The sequence below is a fragment of the Pseudomonas sp. L-22-4S-12 genome (genome assembly GCF_009799935.1).
Classification (GTDB): Bacteria; Pseudomonadota; Gammaproteobacteria; order Pseudomonadales; family Pseudomonadaceae; genus Aquipseudomonas.
Genome location: NZ_WELL01000001.1, coordinates 692,443 through 710,639 on the forward strand (window position 1 = coordinate 692,443; position 18,197 = coordinate 710,639).

13 protein-coding genes, 1 pseudogene and 1 riboswitch are annotated in these 18,197 nt (G+C 67.8%); of the genes and pseudogenes, 7 read left to right on the forward strand and 7 right to left on the reverse strand.

The annotated features are described in order from the left end of the window. The 3 genes from F3I16_RS03125 to F3I16_RS03135 all read left to right on the forward strand — a co-directional run. The coding region (locus tag F3I16_RS03125; RefSeq protein ID WP_256670058.1) for a response regulator at positions 1-3,373 on the forward strand (3,373 nt) is incomplete at its 5' end. Next, positions 3,366-4,388, forward strand: coding sequence for a chemotaxis protein CheB (locus tag F3I16_RS03130; RefSeq protein ID WP_160492285.1), 1,023 nt, complete (start codon positions 3,366-3,368; stop codon positions 4,386-4,388). The genes F3I16_RS03125 and F3I16_RS03130, both read left to right, overlap by 8 nt. Positions 4,389-4,419: 31 nt before the next feature. Next, on the forward strand, positions 4,420-4,890 hold the full coding sequence (locus F3I16_RS03135; RefSeq protein ID WP_160077097.1) for a chemotaxis protein CheW: 471 nt from the start codon (positions 4,420-4,422) through the stop codon (positions 4,888-4,890). Between the two features lie 228 nt (positions 4,891-5,118). Here the strand turns inward: F3I16_RS03135 and F3I16_RS03140 are convergent, their stop codons facing one another. Together F3I16_RS03140 and F3I16_RS03145 are read right to left on the reverse strand one after the other, a co-directional pair. Next, the gene (locus F3I16_RS03140; RefSeq protein ID WP_160492286.1) at positions 5,119-5,838 is read right to left on the reverse strand and encodes a 16S rRNA (uracil(1498)-N(3))-methyltransferase; all 720 of its coding nucleotides are present in this window, start codon (positions 5,836-5,838) and stop codon (positions 5,119-5,121) included. A gap of 128 nt (positions 5,839-5,966) precedes the next feature. After that, a complete protein-coding gene (locus F3I16_RS03145; RefSeq protein ID WP_160492287.1) occupies positions 5,967-7,373 on the reverse strand; it encodes an adenosylmethionine--8-amino-7-oxononanoate transaminase in 1,407 nt (468 codons plus the stop codon). Positions 7,374-7,512: 139 nt separating this feature from the next. On the opposite strand from F3I16_RS03145, the pseudogene F3I16_RS03150 reads away from it, so the two are divergent. The 3 genes and pseudogenes from F3I16_RS03150 to F3I16_RS03160 form a co-directional block, all read left to right on the forward strand. Beyond that, positions 7,513-8,988: pseudogene (locus F3I16_RS03150) on the forward strand (flavin monoamine oxidase family protein); the annotation flags it as partial. Positions 8,989-9,169: 181 nt separating this feature from the next. Next, on the forward strand, positions 9,170-9,724 hold the full coding sequence (locus F3I16_RS03155; protein WP_160492289.1) for a cytochrome b: 555 nt from the start codon (positions 9,170-9,172) through the stop codon (positions 9,722-9,724). 20 nt (positions 9,725-9,744) lie between these two features. Next, positions 9,745-10,320, forward strand: coding sequence for a YceI family protein (locus F3I16_RS03160; RefSeq protein WP_160492290.1), 576 nt, complete (start codon positions 9,745-9,747; stop codon positions 10,318-10,320). A 92-nt stretch (positions 10,321-10,412) separates the two neighbouring features. On the opposite strand, the gene F3I16_RS03165 is transcribed toward F3I16_RS03160, so the two are convergent. From F3I16_RS03165 to ahcY, 4 genes are all read right to left on the reverse strand, one after another. Next, entirely contained in the window at positions 10,413-12,293 is a 1,881-nt protein-coding gene (locus F3I16_RS03165) for a DEAD/DEAH box helicase (RefSeq protein ID WP_160492291.1), read from the reverse strand. 187 nt (positions 12,294-12,480) lie between these two features. Next, complete coding sequence (locus F3I16_RS03170) at positions 12,481-13,260, reverse strand: ABC transporter substrate-binding protein (protein WP_160492292.1); 780 nt, start codon at positions 13,258-13,260, stop codon at positions 12,481-12,483. A 116-nt stretch (positions 13,261-13,376) separates the two neighbouring features. Continuing rightward, entirely contained in the window at positions 13,377-14,222 is an 846-nt protein-coding gene (gene metF, locus F3I16_RS03175) for a methylenetetrahydrofolate reductase [NAD(P)H] (protein ID WP_160492293.1), read from the reverse strand. Positions 14,223-14,293: 71 nt separating this feature from the next. Further along, entirely contained in the window at positions 14,294-15,688 is a 1,395-nt protein-coding gene (ahcY, locus tag F3I16_RS03180) for an adenosylhomocysteinase (RefSeq protein WP_256670059.1), read from the reverse strand. Between the two features lie 23 nt (positions 15,689-15,711). Next, a riboswitch (S-adenosyl-L-homocysteine riboswitch) is annotated at positions 15,712-15,859 on the reverse strand. A gap of 187 nt (positions 15,860-16,046) precedes the next feature. Here ahcY and F3I16_RS03185 point away from each other — a divergent pair. Beyond that, positions 16,047-16,493 (forward strand): cytochrome c, encoded by a 447-nt coding sequence (locus F3I16_RS03185; RefSeq protein WP_160492295.1) that lies wholly within the window; start codon positions 16,047-16,049, stop codon positions 16,491-16,493. 13 nt (positions 16,494-16,506) lie between these two features. Here the strand turns inward: F3I16_RS03185 and ligB are convergent, their stop codons facing one another. After that, positions 16,507-18,177, reverse strand: a complete 1,671-nt coding sequence (gene ligB / locus F3I16_RS03190; protein WP_160492296.1) for an NAD-dependent DNA ligase LigB — start codon at positions 18,175-18,177, stop codon at positions 16,507-16,509. Positions 18,178-18,197 lie beyond the last annotated feature (20 nt).

The following is an 18,197-nucleotide window of genomic DNA, read 5'->3' on the forward strand; positions in this document are numbered from 1 at the left end:
CGAAGCCGAAGCCGAAGCCGAAGCCGAAGCCGAAGCCGAAGCCGAAGCCGAAGCCCTGCCCGAGCTGCTGGTCGAGGAAGAGCTGCCCGCGCTGACGCTGGTCGACAGTCCGCTAGAGGCCGAACTCGCCGAGTCGGCGGAAATGGACCTGGGCGAACTGGCCGACGTCGAGTTCAGCACCCCCAACCTGGGCGATGCGGCGGACTTTGCCGCCGCGGCGGAGCCGGCGCCCTTCGTCATCGAAGAGCCGCAGCTGGAAGGCCTGCCCGACCTCAGTGGCGCCGACTGGTCGCTGGACGGTGCCTTGCCCGAGCTGGGCAGCGAGCCGCTGGTGGCCGCCGCCGAGCCGGCCGAGAGCCGTGCCGAGGAGCAGGAAGCGTCGGCCGCGGCCGACCCGATCTGGTCCGCGGAACCCTTCGCCGGCGTCGACGAGGCGTCGCTCGCTGTCGAGCCGGCAGTGCAGGCCGAGCCGCAGTTCGTCGAGTGGGCGGCGAGTGAACCAGCCGAATCCGCAGTGCAGCCGCTCGAACAACCGGTTGCCGTGATCCCTGCGCCGCCGGTTGAAGACGAGCGTGACCCGGAGCTGGTGGAAATCTTCCTCGAAGAAGGTTTCGACATCATCGAAAGCGCCGGCGCCGCCCTGCAGCGCTGGATGGGCGACATCAACAACACCCTCGAGGTCGAGGCCCTGCAGCGCGATCTGCACACCCTCAAGGGCGGTGCGCGGATGGCCGAGATCCGCGAGATCGGCGACTTGGCCCACGAGCTGGAGTTCCTCTACGAAGGCGTCGGCGACGGCTGCCTGCGTGCCGGCCAGGACCTGATCGGCCTGCTGCAGGCCTGCCACGATCGCCTGGCGGAAATGCTCGAGGCGGTGCGCGACCATCGCGCCGTGCCCGATGGCGAGGCGCTGATCGCCACCATCAAGCAGTTTCGCGCCAACCCCGCGGAACAGCTGAGCATTCCCTCCAGCGTGCACCTGCAGCCGGTGGTGGAAGACGACTCCGCCGCCGAAGACGAGATCCTCGACATCTTCCTCGAGGAAGGTGACGACCTGCTGGAGGCCATGGAGGCCAGCATCGGCCGCTGGGAAGCCAGTCGCGAAGATGGCAGCGCCATCGACGAGATGCTGCGCATCCTGCATACCCTCAAGGGTGGTGCCCGGCTGGCCGGGCAGAAGCGCCTGGGCGACCTCAGCCACGATCTCGAGCAGCACCTGACCGAGGCCCAGCAGCAGGGCGCACCCTGGCCGGAAAGCCTGTTCCTCGACGTGCAGTCCGGTTACGAAGGTCTGCAACAGGAGCTCGACCAGCTGCGCCAGCGCCTCGACGCGCAGACGCAAGCCGAAGCCGCGCAGCCGCAAACCGCGCCGGCCGAAGCGCCGGTGCCCGCGCAGGTGACCCTGAATACGCCGCTGGTCGCCGCCAGCAGCCAGCCGCAGGCCAAGCAGGAGCAGCGGGTCCTGCCGTTCGTTCAGCGCGCCGCCGAGGCTGCTGCCCGCGCCGCCGCCCAGCGCGCGCCGCAGGAGCTGGTCAAGGTCCCGGCCGAACTGCTCGAAGGCCTGGTCAACCTGGCCGGTGAGACCTCGATCTTCCGTGGCCGGGTCGAGCAGCAGGTCAGCGACGTCGGCTTCACCCTCGGCGAGATGGAAGCCACCATCGAGCGGGTGCGCGACCAGCTGCGCCGCCTCGACATCGAAACTCAGGCGCAGATCCTCAGCCGCTACCAGGCCGAGGCCGAGCGTGCCGGCTACGAAGACTTCGACCCGCTGGAAATGGACCGCCACTCGCAGCTGCAGCAGCTGTCGCGGGCGCTGTTCGAATCCGCCTCCGACTTGCTCGACCTGAAGGAAACCCTGGCCGCGCGTAACCGCGATGCCGAGACCCTGCTGCTGCAGCAGGCGCGGGTCAACACCGAGTTGCAGGAAGGCCTGATGCGCACCCGCATGGTGCCGTTCGACCGCCTGGTTCCGCGGCTGCGCCGCATCGTGCGCCAAGTGGCGGCGGAACTGGGCAAGCAGGTCGAATTCCATGTCGGCAACGCCGAAGGCGAGATGGACCGTACCGTGTTGGAGCGCATCGTCGCGCCGCTGGAACACATGCTGCGCAACGCCGTCGACCATGGCATCGAACCGGCCGACAAGCGTCGCGCCAGCGGCAAGCCGGAGGCCGGCAATATCCGCCTGAGCCTGGGCCGCGAGGGTGGCGACATTCTCCTGACCCTGGCCGACGACGGCGGCGGCATCCGCCTCGATGCGGTACGCCGCAAGGCCATCGAACGCGGCCTGATGGATGCCGACTCCGATCTGTCCGACCACGAGATCCTGCAGTTCATCCTCGAGGCCGGTTTCTCCACCGCCGAGAAGGTCACCCAGATCTCCGGCCGCGGCGTCGGCATGGACGTGGTGCATTCCGAGGTCAAGCAGCTCGGCGGCTCGATGAGCATCGAATCGACCGTGGGCGAGGGTACCCGTTTCCTCATCCGCCTGCCGTTCACCGTGTCGGTCAACCGCGCGCTGATGGTGCTGTCCGGCGAAGACCTGTATGCCATCCCGCTGAACACCATCGAAGGCATCGTGCGGGTCTCGCCGTACGAGCTGGAGGCCTACTACGCGCCGGATGCGCCGCGCTTCGAGTACGCCGGTCAGGCCTATGAACTGAAATACCTCGGCGACCTGCTGAACAACGGCCAGCAGCCCAAGCTGATCGGCCAGAGCCTGCCGCTGCCGGTGATCCTGGTGCGTTCCAACGAGCACGCCGTGGCCGTGCAGGTGGACAGCCTGGCCGGCTCGCGCGAAATCGTGGTGAAGAGCCTCGGCCCGCAGTTCGCCGGCGTGCACGGCATTTCCGGTGCGACCATCCTCGGTGACGGTCGCGTGGTGGTGATTCTCGACCTGCTGGCGACCATCCGGGTGCGCCACGCCCACCTGCTCAGCCAGCTGCAGCAACCGCGTCTGGCCAGCCATGTGCCGCAGAGCGTGGCGGAGGTCGAAGCGGATCGGCCGACCCTGGTCATGGTGGTCGACGACTCGGTCACCGTGCGCAAGGTCACCAGCCGCCTGCTGGAACGCAACGGCATGAACGTGCTGACCGCCAAGGACGGGGTCGACGCCATCGCCCAGCTGCAGGAACACAAGCCGGACATCATGCTGCTGGACATCGAAATGCCGCGCATGGACGGTTTCGAAGTGGCCACCCTGGTGCGCCACGACGAGCGCCTGAAAGACCTGCCGATCATCATGATCACCTCGCGTACCGGCGAGAAGCACCGCGAGCGGGCCATGGCGATCGGCGTCAACGAGTACCTGGGCAAGCCGTACCAGGAATCCGATCTGCTCGAAAACATCCAGAAGTTGGTCAAGCACCATGAGTGATAGCCGTACAGCCGCAAGGATTGCCGTGATTGCCGATACCTCGCTGCAGCGCCATGTGCTGCAGCAGGCCTTGTCCGGCAATGGATACCAGGTCGTGCTCAACAGCGACCCGGCGCGCCTCGACGAGGAAGCCCTGGCCGCCTGCGAGCCGGACCTGTGGCTGGTCGATCTGGCCCAGTCGGAGGATTCGCCGCTGGTCGACAACCTGCTGGAGCGCTCCAACGCGCCGGTGCTGTTCGGCGAGGGCCATGCCCCGGAGCGCCACTCGGAAAACTACCCGCGCTGGGAGCGCAGCCTGTTCGGCAAGCTCAAGCGCCTGGTCGGCGACCCGGCCCAGGCCATCGGCCCGAGCCTCGAAGCCCTGCTCGCCGAAGCGCAGCGCCCCGGGCGCCTGGAGCTGCCGGCGGCCCTGGCCGGCACGCCGCTGGTGGCCGGCGAGCCGGCGCGCCAGGTATGGCTGCTGGCGGCCTCGCTGGGCGGCCCGGAGGCGGTCAAGGCCTTCCTCGACGCCTTGCCCGGCGGCCTGCCGATCGGCTTCGTCTACGCCCAGCACATCGGCGCCAGCTTCGAGACCGCGCTGCCGCAGGCCGTCGGCCGGCACAGCCAGTGGCACGTCAATCCGGCGCGGCATGGCGACCCGATTCGCTGCGGCGAAGTGGTGGTGGCCCCGGTATCCCACGAGCTGGGCTTCGCCGATAACGGCGCCATGCAGGTCTGCGACCGCGCCTGGCCGGAACCCTACAGCCCGTCCATCGACCAGATGATGCTCAACTTGGCCCAGCACTTCGCCGGCAACTGCGGCGTGATCGCCTTCAGCGGCATGGGCAGCGACGGCAGTGCCGCCGCCGCCTACGTGCGCCGCCAGGGCGGGCAGATCTGGACCCAGCGCGGCGACAGCTGTGCCTGCCCGAGCATGCCCGACAGCCTGCGCGAGGGCGGCTACAGCGCCCTCAGTGGCGACCCGCGCGAGCTGGCCGCGGCGCTGGTGAACCATCTGGCCGAGCAGTGCGTCTGACGCCCGCTTCGCCTTCGTACAGGATTGATCCATGAGCCAAGCCGTAAGCACCGCCAACAGCGTCAGCAACCTCACCGCCCTGCTGGTGCCCCTGGCCGACCGCACCCTGCTGTTGCCCAACGTGGCCCTGGCGGAGCTGATCCCCTACCGTGCGCCGCACGTCACCCCGGGCCTGCCGGGCTGGTTCCTCGGCCAGGTGGCCTGGCGCGACCTGCAGCTGCCGTTGCTGTCGTTCGAGGCGGCCTCCGACGGCCAGCCGCAGATCGGTCCGGGCGTGCGTGTGGCGGTGCTCAACGCCCTCGGCGGGCGTGACCAGGTCAAGTTCATCGCCCTGCTGGTGCAGGGCATTCCGCGTTCGCTGAAGGTCGACGGCCATCTGGCGCGGGCCAACGAACGCCTGGCGCCGCTGGAGCTGGACGCCGTGCAGCTCGGCGAAGCCGTGGTGAAGATCCCTGACCTGATCGGCCTGGAGCAGAAACTGGCGGATGCCGGGCTGATCTGAGCCGCGCTGCGTCCGTATGGAAAAAGCCCGCTTCGGCGGGCTTTTTTGCGGGCGCTCGGCTGTGCCCGGGGGCACAGGGTAGGTTGGCGTTGAGCGCAGCGAAGCCCAACGAACCCGGTTTCCGGCTGTTGGGCTTCGTCGCGTTGCTCCTCAACCCAACCTACGGGTTTGGCGTAGAGTGCGCTGTGCGCACCAGGGCCAATTCGCGGGCCTCCTACACCATCCGCTTTAGAAATCGCCCCATAGCTGCTGCGCCACGCTCAGCGCCACCACCGGTGCGGTCTCGGTGCGCAGCACCCGCGGGCCGAGGCGGGCGGCGTGGAAGCCGGCGGCCTTGGCCTGTGCCACTTCGCCATCGCTGAGACCGCCTTCCGGGCCGATCAGAAAGGCCAGGCTGCCGGGTTTGGCGTGGCTGGCCAGCGGCTCGGCGACCGGGTGCAGCACCAGCTTGAGCTCCGCCTCCGTCTGCTGCAGCCAGTCGGCCAGCAGCACGGGCGGGTTAATCTGCGGCAGCACCGAACGGCCGCACTGCTCGCAGGCGCTGATCGCCACCTGGCGCCAGTGGGCCAGGCGCTTGTCGGCGCGCTCGTCCTTCAGGCGCACTTCGCAGCGTTCGGAGACGATCGGGGTGATTTTGCTGGCGCCCAGCTCGGTGGCCTTCTGGATCGCCCAGTCCATCCGCTCGCCACGCGACAGGCCCTGGCCCAGGTGCACGCGCAACGCGGACTCCGGTTGTCCCTCGAACTGTTCGCGCAGCTCGACCCGCACGCTCTTCTTGCCCACTTCGATCAGCTCGCCGCGGTATTCCTGGCCGCTGCCGTCGAACAGCTGCACGGCGTCGCCCACGGCATGGCGCAGCACGCGGCCGATGTAGTGCGCCTGGGTTTCCGGCAGCTCGTGCTGGCCGAGGGACAGGGGGGCGTCGATAAAGAAGCGGGATAGGCGCATGGGCGAGAACCTGGGACAGAGGCGCGAATTCTAGCGGCGAGGTCTGGGTGGGGGTAGGGTGGACGGCGCTTTATCCGTCCACCCGCGATGTGCGCTGCTGGCCGAGCGACCCGTCATCCACCCCAGGCTCAGCCCGGATCGCGGTGGTTGGGGTAGAGGCCGCTGGCCACCGCCACGCTGACCGAATCGCGGGTGGCGATATCGATGCCTTCGCTGGCCACCTCGGCGAGGAAGTCGATCTGCTCCGGGGTGATCACATAGGGCGGCAGGAAGTACACCACGCTGCCCAGCGGGCGCAGCAGGGCGCCGCGGCCCAGGGCGTGCTGGTAGACCTGCAGGCCGCGGCGTTGCTGCCAGGGGTAGGCGGTCTTGCTCGCCTTGTCCTGGACCATTTCGATGGCCAGGGCCATGCCGGTCTGGCGCACTTCGGCCACATGCGGATGCTCGGCCAGGTGCGCGGTGGCGCTGGCCATGCGCGCGCTCAATGCCTTGTTGGCCTCGATCACGTTGTCCTGCTCGAAGATATCCAGGGTCGCCAGGGCGGCGGCGCAGGCCAGCGGGTTGCCCGTGTAGGTGTGCGAATGCAGGAAGGCGCGCAGGGTCGCGTAGTCGTCGTAGAAGGCGGCGTAGACGTTGTCGGTGGTCAGCACCGCGGCCATCGGCAGGTAGCCGCCGGTCAGCGCCTTGGACAGCACCAGGAAGTCCGGGGTGATGCCGGCCTGCTCGCAGGCGAACATCGTGCCGGTGCGGCCGAAGCCGACGGCGATCTCGTCGTGGATCAGATGCACGCCATAGCGGTCGCAGGCCGCGCGCAGCAGGGTGAGGTAGACCGGGTGGTACATGCGCATGCCGCCGGCGCCCTGGATCAGCGGCTCGACGATCACCGCCGCGACTTCGTGGGCATGTTCGGCCAGGGTCTGTTCCATGGCGGCGAACAGGTTGCGCGAATGTTCTTCCCAGCCCATGCCTGCCGGGCGCAGGTAGCAGTCCGGGCTGGGCACCTTGATGGTGTCGAGCAGCAGCGCCTTGTAGGTGTCGGTGAACAGCGCCACGTCGCCCACCGACATGGCCGCCACGGTCTCGCCGTGGTAGCTGTTGGTCAGGGTGATAAAGCGCTTCTTGCCGGGCTGGCCGCAGTTGAGCCAGTAGTGGTGGCTCATCTTCAGCGCCACTTCGATGCCCGAGGAGCCGTTGTCGGCGTAGAACACCTTGTTCAGCCCGGCCGGGGTGATCTGCACCAGGCGCTCGGACAGCTCGATCACCGGCTGGTGGCTGAAGCCGGCCAGCATCACGTGTTCCAGGCTGTCCAGCTGCTCGCGGATGCGCGCGTTGATGCGCGGGTTGCCGTGGCCGAACACGTTGACCCACCAGGAGCTGACTGCATCGAGGTAGCGCTTGCCGTCGAAGTCCTCCAGCCACACGCCGTCGCCGCGTTTGATCGGGATCAGCGGCAGGCGCTCGTGGTCCTTCATCTGGGTGCAGGGGTGCCAGAGCACGGCCAGGTCGCGCTGCATCCACTCGGCGTTCAGGCTCATCGCGAGGTCTCCTCATTCGGGGGCGCCAGCCTAGCAGATTGCCGATGGGTTCTGCCCGCCCGCCGACGGATACGTCTGGCCCGCCATCGGGCCCTGGCGTATCCTGCGCGCCGTCGTTTTTTGCCCAGGGATTTTCCGTATGTCCGCAGTCTGGTTGCGCGCCTGTGCGCTCATGGTTTTGGCCCTCAGCAGCAGCCTGGCGCTGGGCAAGGACAAGCAACCCACGGCCATCGTGGTCGGTGGCGGCCTGGCCGGCCTGACCGCTGCCCTTGAGCTGCAGGACAAGGGCTGGCAGGTCACCCTGCTGGAGGCCAAGCCGAGTGTCGGCGGGCGCTCCGGGCTGGCCAGCAGCGAATGGCTCGGCTCGGCCAAGGTGCAGCCGCTGGTGCATGCCTACCTGCAACGCTTCAAGCTGAAGGCGCAGGCGGCGCCGGACTACGTGCGCAGCCCGGGCTACCTGATCGACGGCCACTACCAGTCCGCCGCCGAGCTGGCCAAGAACTCGCCGAGCACCAGCGAGGGCCTGGCGCGTTTCGACAAGAGCCTGGATGACCTGGCCGCCTCCATCGACGACCCGCTCAATCCGCTGGCCAACCACACCCTGAAGAGCCTGGACGCGATGACCACCGCGCGCTGGCTGGACAAGCTGGCCCTGCCGCCCACCGCGCGTGCCCTGGTCGACCAGCGCATCCGCTCGCGCTACGACGAACCGTCGCGCCTGTCGCTGCTCTACCTGGCCCAGCAGGCGCGGGTCTACCGTGGTCTGCCGGACAGCGAGCTGCGCGCCGCGCGCCTGCCCGGCGGCAGCCAGGTGCTGGCCCTGGCCCTGGCCAAGCAGCTCAAGCTGGTGAAGACCAACGCGCGGGTCTCGGCCATCGTTCAGGAGCAGGACAAGGTCACCGTCAAGGTCGGCGCCACCGGCTACAGCGCCGACTACGTGGTCCTCGCCGTGCCGTTGCCGGCGCTGAACAAGATCGGCCTGACGCCGTCGCTCGACGTCCTGCAACGCAAGGCGCTGCAGGACATCAACTACGGCTGGCGCGACCAGATGCTGCTCAAGTTCAAGAAACCGGTATGGGGCAAGGCGCGCCTGTCCGGCGAGATCTTCAGCGACAAGGGCCTGGGCATGCTGTGGGTCGAGCCGGCGCTGAAGGGCGGGGCCAACCTGCTGATCAACCTGTCCGGCGACAACGCCCGCCTGCTCAATGCCTTCGGCGACCGGCAGATGGTCGACCAGGTGCTGATCCGCTTCGACCAGCGCTACCCCGGCGCCCGCGAGCAGTTCACCGGCTACGAGGTGCGCCGCTACGGCAAGGACGCCCTGGTCGGCGGCGCCTACCTGGCCTACGGTCCGGGCGAGATCAGCCAGTATTGGCGCCTGTGGGAGAAGCCGCTGGGCCGCGTGCTGTTCGCCGGCGAGCACAGCGACGCGCTGTACCCGGGCACCCTCGAAGGCGCCCTGCGCAGTGGCCAGCGCGCCGCCAGCCAGGCCCGGAACCTGCAGGCGGGCAAGGCCGTGCTGATCACCCAGCCCGCAGCCCAGGGCAGCCCGGCGGCCAAGCCCGCCAGCCCGGACGAGAAGGCCGCCAAGCCCGGCTTCTTCGCCCGCCTGTTCAGCTGGTAAGCGCCGGCGGCGAACCCGCCCGGGTTCGCCGCGCCTCTGCGCACGGATGCCGCGTGGCCCGCGCTATCCGGCGAACTATCTGTTTACTCGATATTTCGAAGCGAAATTTTCCGCTTTAAATCGATGGGTTTGCCGCTAGGCTAGCCCCATCGATTTTCATGGAAGTCTCGCAATGCAGTGGCGCAACTCGAGTTCCCGTTACGGCCTGGTCAGCATGCTGCTGCACTGGGTCGTTGCCCTGGCGGTGTTCGGCCTGTTCGGCCTGGGCCTGTGGATGGTCGACCTGGACTACTACAGCGGCTGGTACCGTACCGCACCGGACCTGCACAAGAGCATCGGCCTTGTGCTCTTCGCCCTGATGCTGCTGCGCGTGCTGTGGCGCTTTATCAGCCCGCCACCGCCGGCCCCGGCCAATCACGGCGCGCTGACCCGCACCGCCTCCAGGCTCGGCCATGCCGCGCTGTACCTCGGCCTGTTCGCCCTGATGCTTTCCGGCTACCTGATCTCCACCGCCGACGGCCGCGGCATCGGCGTGTTCGGCCTGTTCGAGGTGCCCGCCAGCCTGACCAGCATTCCCGACCAGGCCGACGTGGCCGGCCTGATCCACAAATACCTCGCCTGGGCCTTGGTGATCTTCGCCGGCCTGCATGCCCTGGCGGCCCTCAAGCACCACTTCATCGACCGCGATGCGACTCTGGTTCGCATGCTCGGTCGTGCCAGCAAGTAACCCCACAAGGAGACTGAACAATGCTCAAGCAATCCCTCGCCGCCCTCACCCTGGGCGCCGCCCTGTTCGCCGGCCAGGCCATGGCCGCCGACTACGCCATCGACAAGCAGGGCCAGCACGCCTTCATCAACTTCAAGATCAGCCACCTGGGCTACAGCTGGCTGTACGGCACCTTCAAGGACTTCGACGGCAGCTTCAGCTTCGACGCCAAGGCGCCGGAAGCCAGCAAGGTCAACGTCAGCATCAACACCGCCAGCGTCGACTCCAACCACGCCGAGCGCGACAAGCACCTGCGCAGCGGCGACTTCCTCAATGTCGAGAAGAACCCGACCGCGACCTTCGCCTCCACCTCGGTCAAGTCCACCGGCGCAGACACCGCCGACATCACCGGCAACCTGACCCTCAACGGCGTGACCAAGCCGGTGGTGATCAAGGCCAAGTTCCTCGGTGAAGGCAGCGACCCGTGGGGCGGCTACCGTGCCGGCTTCGAAGGCAGCACCACCCTCAAGCTGAAGGACTTCGACATCCAGAAAGACCTCGGCCCGGCTTCCCAGGAAGTCGAGCTGATCCTGTCGGTGGAAGGCGTGCGCGAGTAACCCGCGACAGCGTTCTGCAGAAACGAAAAAGCCGGCTTAGCGCCGGCTTTTTCATGGGGCAGGTGAAACGCCTCAGAGCCTATATAAGGTCTCTATTCCTGCTCGGACTTGCGCGTCAGCAGTGCCGGCTTCTCGCCGCGCGGACGGTTGGCGGACAGGCTGTCCAGCTGCTCCGGCGTCGGCAGGCGCTCACCCTTGCGGATGATCAGCGGCTGCTTGGTCTGCACGGCGGGTTCCTGGCGCTCCTGGCGCACGTCATCGCGACGTGGACCACCAGCACCGCGGCCCTGGCCCGAACCATTACGGCCCTGGCCTTGCGGGCGTTGGCCGGACTTCGGCTTGCCGCTGCCCTGGCCGCCACCCTGGCGTTGGCCCTGGCCCTGACCTTGCGGTTTGCCCTGGCCGCGAGCCTGCGCGGGCTGGCCCGGCTGGCCACCGCGACGCGGGTTGGCGCGCCCTTGCGGTTTGGCCGGCACGGGTACGTAGTCCGCGCGGTTGCCAAAGTTGTCGAACTCGTCGTCGAGGAATTCTTCCGGATCACGATTCGGCGGCGGCGTCAGCGGCGCCTTCGGCTCGCGGGCGGCGCGGGGTTCGCGCTGCTCACGCGGAGCACGGGGCTCGCGCGGCTCACGACCTTGGCGCGGCTGCTGCTCGCCGCCGCTGGCCTGGCCTTGCGGCTTGAGGCGGTCGCGGCGGTTGTTCGAGCGCTTTTCCTTTTCCACAGCGGCGCCTTCCGGCTTCTTCGCCTCGTGACGCGGGCGATCGGCGCGCGGCTGGCGCTCCGGACGCGGGCCGCGCACTTCGGGTTTTTCCACTTCGACGGTGGACGGATCGAAGCCCATGGTGTTGCCGTCGGGGATGCGCTGCTTGGTCATCCGCTCGATGCCCTTGAGCAGCTTCTCCTCGTCCGGCGCCACCAGCGAGATCGCCTCGCCGCTACGCCCGGCACGGCCGGTACGGCCGATGCGGTGCACGTAGTCTTCCTCGACGTTGGGCAGCTCGAAGTTGACCACGTGCGGCAGCTGGTCGATATCCAGGCCGCGGGCGGCGATATCGGTGGCGACCAGGATGCGCACTTCGCCGGCCTTGAAGTCGGCCAGGGCCTTGGTACGGGCGTTCTGGCTCTTGTTGCCGTGGATCGCCACAGCCGGCAGGCCATGCTTGTCGAGGTACTCGGCCAGGCGGTTGGCGCCGTGCTTGGTGCGGGTGAACACCAGCACCTGCTCCCATGCGCCCTGGGTGATCAGGTGGGCGAGCAGGGCGCGCTTGTGGCTGGCCGGCAGGCGGAAGATGCGCTGTTCGATGCGCTCCACCGTGGTGTTCGGCGGGGTGACCTCGATGCGCTCGGGGTTGTGCAGCAGCTTGCCGGCCAGATCGGTGATGTCCTTGGAGAAGGTCGCCGAGAACAGCAGGTTCTGCCGCTGCGCCGGCAGCTTGGCCAGCACCTTCTTCACGTCATGGATGAAGCCCATGTCGAGCATGCGGTCGGCTTCGTCGAGCACGAGGATTTCCACGTGGGACAGGTCGATGGCGCGCTGGTTGGCCAGGTCGAGCAGGCGGCCGGGGCAGGCGACCAGCACGTCGACGCCCTTGGCCAGGGCCTGCACCTGCGGGTTCATGCCAACGCCGCCGAAGATGCAGGCGCTGACGAAATGCAAATCGCGGGCATACAGCTTGAAGCTGTCGTGCACCTGGGCGGCCAGTTCGCGGGTGGGGGTCAGTACCAGCACGCGCGGTTGTTTCGGGCCGTGGCGCTGTTCGCGGTCCGGGTGACCGTTGGGGAACAGGCGCTCGAGGATCGGCAGGGCGAAGCCGCCGGTTTTACCCGTACCCGTCTGAGCCGCCACCATCAGGTCGCGACCTTGCAACGCGGCGGGAATGGCCCGCTGTTGCACCGGAGTGGGTTGGGTGTAGCCGGCGGCTTCGACCGCACGGACTAAAGCCTCGGAGAGACCGAGGGAGGCAAAGGACATGTGAAATCCTGTCTAGTGAGGGCGAAGCCCTATGGGGGTGTATTGCCTGGCTTGAATCACGGCACTGGGGCGCGCAATCCCGTCCGGTACTGCTGGCCTCGGGGGCAAGCATCCGGGCGCAAGCCTGGCGGGAGCCCCGAGTATAACAGAGCGGCAGGCTTGCGCAGCTAGCTGCCCGTCGCTTGCTTCAGGGGCGTTGCCAGGCCCCGGCAAGCGCCGCGTCGGCCGGTTCGGCATAACGTGCCTGCAGCTCGGCATAGGCGGCTTCCAGCTTGAAGCGGCGCAGTTCCCTGGCGAAGGCGCTGGCCAGCGGCTGCAGCTTGGGGTCGCGGCGCAGGGCCAGGTACAGGCGGTCGTGGCCCAGGGCCTGCGTGTTGTAGCCGAGCCGCTGGTCGAGGCCGAGCCGGGCGGCGAGGAACAGGCCGGCGCGGCGGTCGTTGACCACCAGGTCGACCCGGTTGCGCACCAGCTTGCCCAGGTTGGCCTCGTGACTGGGCGCCTCCTCGCGGGTGAACAACCGGGAGCGGCGGAACTCGGCATCGTTGTACCAGTAGCCGGGCGAGGTGCCGACCAGCAGGTCGCGCAGGTCTTCCAGGCGGCGGTAGGGGTAGGGCCGGTTGCGGGCGAAGAACAGCACGAACTCGACTTCCGACAGCGGCTCCTCGACGAACAGCATCTGCCGCTCGCGCTCGGCCAGGCGGAAGATATCGAGGATGGCGTCGGCCTGGCCCTGCTCCAGGGCCAGCAGGCAGCGCTTCCATGGCAGGAACTGCCACTGCACTTCGACGTCCAGGCGGCGCAGTACTTCGGCGGCGATCTCGTAGTCGAGCCCGGCCGGCTGGCCGTTGTCTTCGTAGACATAGGGCGCCCAGCTCTCGGTGACCACGCGCAGCGGCTCGGCCCGTGCCGCGAGGGCGAGGCAGCCGAGTAGAAATATGGCGATTATCTGGCGCTGGAATAATGGCATTCGGCCAGGGTAATCAGATTTGTCCTGCTTGAAAAGTGACCGGCAGGTCGATCGGCTGGCCGGGCAGGCAAGAAAAAGCCGGGTCATGACCCGGCTCGTTCATTGCGGCGCAACCGTCAGCGGGGCAGCTTCAGGTTGTTCCAGATCGCCAGGCTCGGCTCGGCCTGGTTCAGGGTGTAGAAGTGCAGCCCCGGCGCGCCGCCGGCCAGCAGGCGTTCGCACATCTCGCTGACCACCTGTTCGCCGAAGGCCTGGATGCTCTCCAGGTCGTCGCCGTAGGCTTCCAGCTGCTTGCGGATCCAGCGCGGAATCTCCGCGCCGCAGGCGTCGGAGAAGCGCGCCAGCTTGCTGTAGTTGGTGATCGGCATGATGCCCGGCACGATCGGCAGGTCCACGCCCAGCTTGCGCACGCGCTCGACGAAGTAGAAGTAGCAGTCGGCGCTGAAGAAGTACTGGGTGATGGCGCTGTCGGCACCGGCCCGGCACTTGCGCACGAAGTTCTGCAGGTCGTCCTCGAAGCTGCGCGCCTGCGGGTGGACTTCCGGATAGGCGGCCACTTCGATATGGAAGTGGTCGCCGGTTTCCGCACGGATGAACTCGACCAGTTCGTTGGCGTAGCGCAGCTCGCCGCTGGCCATGCCCATGCCGGATGGCAGGTCGCCGCGCAGGGCGACGATGCGCTTGATCCCGGAGTTCTTGTACTGGCTGAGCAGGCTGCGCAGTTCGTCCTTGCTGTCACCGACGCAGGACAGGTGCGGCGCGGTCGGCACGCCGACTTCGCCGTCCAGTTGCAGCACGGTGTTCAGCGTGCGGTCGCGGGTCGAGCCCCCGGCACCGTAGGTGCAGGAGAAGAAATCGGGGTTGTAGGTCGCCAGCTGACGGGCCACGTTCAGCAGCTTTTCATGCCCGGCTTCGGTCTTGGTGGGGAAGAACTCGAAGCTGTAACGGCGTTCTTGGCTCATGGAAGTATTCCTTTAGCGGCAGGCCGCAGATGAACGGGTCACCTGCGGCCTGTGGCTTGCAGCTTGGCTGCTTAGTAGCGGTAGGCGTCCGGCTTGAACGGGCCTTCCTGGGTGACGCCGATGTACTCGGCCTGCTGCTTGGTCAGCTGGGTGACCACGCCGCCGAAGCCGCGGACCATTTCCAGGGCCACTTCCTCGTCCAGTTTCTTCGGCAGCACTTCCACGGTCAGGCGCGCGGCCTTCTTGTCAGCCGACAGGTCGGCGAACTTCTGCTCGAACAGGAAGATCTGCGCCAGCACCTGGTTGGCGAAGGAGCCGTCCATGATCCGGCTCGGGTGGCCGGTGGCGTTGCCCAGGTTGACCAGGCGGCCTTCGGCCAGCAGGATCAGGTAGTCCTCGTTGCGCGGGTCGAAGGTGCTGGCGCCGGTGCGGTGGATCTTGTGCACCTGCGGCTTGACCTCTTCCCAGGCCCAGGTCTTGCGCATGAAGGCGGTATCGATCTCGTTGTCGAAGTGACCGATGTTGCACACCACGGCGCGTTTCTTCAGGGCCTTGAGCATGTTGGCGTCGCAGACGTTGACGTTGCCGGTGGTGGTGACGATCAGGTCGATCTTGCCCAGCAGGGCCTTGTCGATGCTGGCTTCGCTGCCGTCGTTGCGGCCGTCCAGGTACGGCGAAACCACCTCGAAGCCGTCCATGCAGGCCTGCATGGCGCAGATCGGGTCGACTTCGGAAACCTTGACGATCATGCCTTCCTGGCGCAGCGACTGGGCTGAGCCCTTGCCCACGTCGCCGTAGCCGATCACCAGGGCCTGCTTGCCGGACAGCAGGTGGTCGACGCCGCGCTTGATGGCGTCGTTCAGGCTGTGACGGCAGCCGTACTTGTTGTCGTTCTTGCTCTTGGTCACCGAGTCGTTGACGTTGATCGCCGGGACTTTCAGGGTGCCGGCCTTGAGCATGTCGAGCAGGCGGTGCACGCCGGTGGTGGTTTCCTCGGTGATGCCGTGGATCTTCTCCAGCATGGCCGGGTAGCGCTCGTGGATGATCTGGGTCAGGTCGCCGCCGTCGTCCAGGATCATGTTGGCGTCCCACGGCTGGCCATCCTTGAGGATGGTCTGCTCGATGCACCACTCGTACTCCTCCTCGGTCTCGCCCTTCCAGGCGTAGACCGGGATGCCGGCGGCGGCGATGGCGGCAGCAGCTTGATCTTGAGTCGAGAAGATGTTGCAGGACGACCAGCGCACTTCGGCACCCAGGGCGATCAGGGTCTCGATCAGCACGCCGGTCTGGATGGTCATGTGGATGCAGCCGATGATCTTCGCGCCTTTGAGCGGCTGTTCGCCGGCGTACTTGCGGCGCAGACCCATCAGGGCCGGCATTTCCGACTCGGCGATGATCAGTTCTTTGCGGCCCCAATCGGCCAGGGAAATATCGGCGACTTTGAAATCGTTAAAAGCGGCGCTCATGCAATAGCACTCCATTCGTTGTCTGCGAATGGGCGCCGTTGATGCGTATGGTTAACGCCCCATCCGAGCCTGACAGGCGCAAGCCTGATTCGAATCCGCCACAGTGCCAGGCTGATGCCGGGCTCGGGGGTCAAAACAGATTTGCAGCCTGCTGCAGCGCCCCTCGGATGGGTGGCGGGAGCGACCGGACTGCGCCGGCCGCGTGAAGCGGGGGGATTATAGCCAGGCAAACGGGCAAGCCCAAGGCTTTCCGTCGCGTGCCCGGGGTGCGCAGGCGACCTGCGGCAATCGCCCCACTTGGCCGCAGGCCGGTGGGTGGCGATACTGGCGGCCCTTTTTCAGTCCCTCCGCGCTGCCCATGAAAGCCAAAAGCCTGTTGTTGCTGTGTGTCTGTGCCCTGCTCGCCGCCTGCGGCGGCGTCGACCCCAATTCGCCCCAGGGTCAGCGCCAGACCCTGTTCAAGCAGATGCTGAAGACCAGCGAAGACCTCGGCGGCATGCTGCGCGGGCGCCTGCCGTTCAACGAACAGCGCTTCGCCCAGGGCGCGCAGCAGCTCGATGAGCTGTCGCGCAAGCCCTGGCAGCATTTCCCGCAGCTGGCCGAAAGCGAGCGCAGCAGCGCCAAGCCCGAAGTCTGGCAGGAGCAGGCGCGCTTCCAGCAGCTGGCCCGTGAGCTGGAAGCAGCCACCGCGACCCTGCGCACGGCCAGCACCCAGAAGCCGCTGGCGGCAGCGGCCATGGTGCCGCTGGTGCAGCGCGTGGAAGACAGCTGCGAGGCCTGCCACAAGGCGTTTCGCGCGTACTGATGTAGGGTGCCACCTAGAAACCTGCCACCCCGGCCGCGTGCAGGCGCTGGCGCAGGGCCTGCACGTCCGGGTGGCGGAAGAACGCCACCAGCTGTGCCGCCCGCTGCGGGCCGATGCCGTTGAAGGCATCCCAGGCCCGAGCATCGCGTGCGGCCAGCGTGTCCCAGTCAGTGCCCAGCGCTGCCGCGCCGCTGGCCGGTAGGCCGAGGGCCTTGAGCCACTGGGCGAAGGGACGCCGGCGGGCGCTGGCGAAACTCTGCTGCAGGGTGCGCGCGCGGGTGGCGGCGAAGCCCGGTGTGCGGGCCAGTTCGGCTTCTTCGAGATCGAGCCAGGCGAGCAGGTTGGGCAGCTTTCCCGCCTGTTGCAGTTTGTCCCAGGTCCCCGGCCCGACACCCGCCAGCTGCAGCCCTTGCTTGCCGCCGAGCCAGACCAGGCGCGCGCTGAACTGGCTGGCGCAGCCTGGGCTCGGTTGCCAGCAGCTCAGGGCGTGGTAGGCGGCGGGATCGGGGCTGGCCAGCAGCGGGCGTTCGGCGCTGCGCCAGACCACGCCGTCCAGGCGCGGGATGGTCAGGCCGGCGAGGCTGATCGCCACCTGGTCGCCGGGGCGGATATCCAGCGCCTGCCAGCGCTGCAGCGAACCGAGGCTGACCCGCTGGATGCTGCGCTGCTCCAGGCGCACCGGCTGCAGTTGCAGCACCGGGGTGATGCGTCCGCTGCGGCCGATCTGGAAGTGCACGGCGCGCACCTGGGCCAGGGCCTGGCTGAGTGGATATTTCCAGGCCGCGGCCCACTGCGGCGGTTCGGCGGCCCAGCTACTGCCGGGCGGACGTTTACCCTGGCGCAGCACCACGCCGTCGCTGGCGAACGGCAGCGGGTGGCGGTACCAATGCTCGCGCCACTGACGGGCTTGGGTCAGATCGGTGATGGGCAGGGTCAGCTCGGCGCTGTCTGTGAAGCCGAAGGCGCGCAATCCCTGCAGGCGTGCGCCCATGCTGCTGGGGCCATTGGCCCAGTCCCAGACGAACAGGCCGATCTGTGCGGCGGTCGCGGCGTCCAGCTGGTGGCGATTCATCGCCCCGGCGACCTGGTTGCGCGCCGTGCCGGTGCCCCCTTGAGCCTGCACATGGCCGGGCAGGCGCCAGTACAGCTCGCCCTGCAGGATCAGTTCATCGTTATGCGCCAGTTGCTGCGGGATGGCGTCGATCAGCTGGGTCTGGGCCGTCCAGTCCTGGCCGCGCTGCCCGTCGCCACGGCTGATCGCTTGCTGCAGGCGGCCGTCGCGGTAATGCAGGGTCACCGCTACGCCATCCACCTTGGGCTGGATCCACAGCTCGCTGCGGCCCTGCAGCCACTGCTGTACGGTGGCTTCGTCGCGCAGCTTGTGCAGGCCGGTGTGGGCGATGGGGTGAGCATGTGTGCCGGGCGGGCCGAGGTCGGCGCGCGGGGCTAGGGTCAGCTGCGGGAAGCACTGCTGCCAGTCCTGCAGGCGTTCGCGGGCCTGGTCATACAACTCGTCGCTGATCGGCGAGCGGCCCTGCTGATGGTAGGCCCGGTCCCAGTCCTTGAGTTGTTGCCGCAGGCTCGCCAGCTCGGCGCCGGCACGGCTGGTGGACCAGTCGGGGCAGGGGGCGGCGAGCAGCGGGCAGACGAAGCAATAGAGGAGTAACGCGATCCAGCGTTGCATGCTGAGCATCCTTGCTCTGG

Coding starts and splice junctions, on each gene's coding strand:
- F3I16_RS03130 (WP_160492285.1), top strand. CDS start 3,366: ATGAGTGATAGCCGTACAGCCGCAAGGATTGCCGTGATTGCCGATACC.
- F3I16_RS03135 (WP_160077097.1), top strand. CDS start 4,420: ATGAGCCAAGCCGTAAGCACCGCCAACAGCGTCAGCAACCTCACCGCC.
- F3I16_RS03140 (WP_160492286.1), bottom strand. CDS start 5,838: ATGCGCCTATCCCGCTTCTTTATCGACGCCCCCCTGTCCCTCGGCCAG.
- F3I16_RS03145 (WP_160492287.1), bottom strand. CDS start 7,373: ATGAGCCTGAACGCCGAGTGGATGCAGCGCGACCTGGCCGTGCTCTGG.
- F3I16_RS03155 (WP_160492289.1), top strand. CDS start 9,170: ATGCAGTGGCGCAACTCGAGTTCCCGTTACGGCCTGGTCAGCATGCTG.
- F3I16_RS03160 (WP_160492290.1), top strand. CDS start 9,745: ATGCTCAAGCAATCCCTCGCCGCCCTCACCCTGGGCGCCGCCCTGTTC.
- F3I16_RS03165 (WP_160492291.1), bottom strand. CDS start 12,293: ATGTCCTTTGCCTCCCTCGGTCTCTCCGAGGCTTTAGTCCGTGCGGTC.
- F3I16_RS03170 (WP_160492292.1), bottom strand. CDS start 13,260: ATGCCATTATTCCAGCGCCAGATAATCGCCATATTTCTACTCGGCTGC.
- metF (WP_160492293.1), bottom strand. CDS start 14,222: ATGAGCCAAGAACGCCGTTACAGCTTCGAGTTCTTCCCCACCAAGACC.
- ahcY (WP_256670059.1), bottom strand. CDS start 15,688: ATGAGCGCCGCTTTTAACGATTTCAAAGTCGCCGATATTTCCCTGGCC.
- F3I16_RS03185 (WP_160492295.1), top strand. CDS start 16,047: ATGAAAGCCAAAAGCCTGTTGTTGCTGTGTGTCTGTGCCCTGCTCGCC.
- ligB (WP_160492296.1), bottom strand. CDS start 18,177: ATGCAACGCTGGATCGCGTTACTCCTCTATTGCTTCGTCTGCCCGCTG.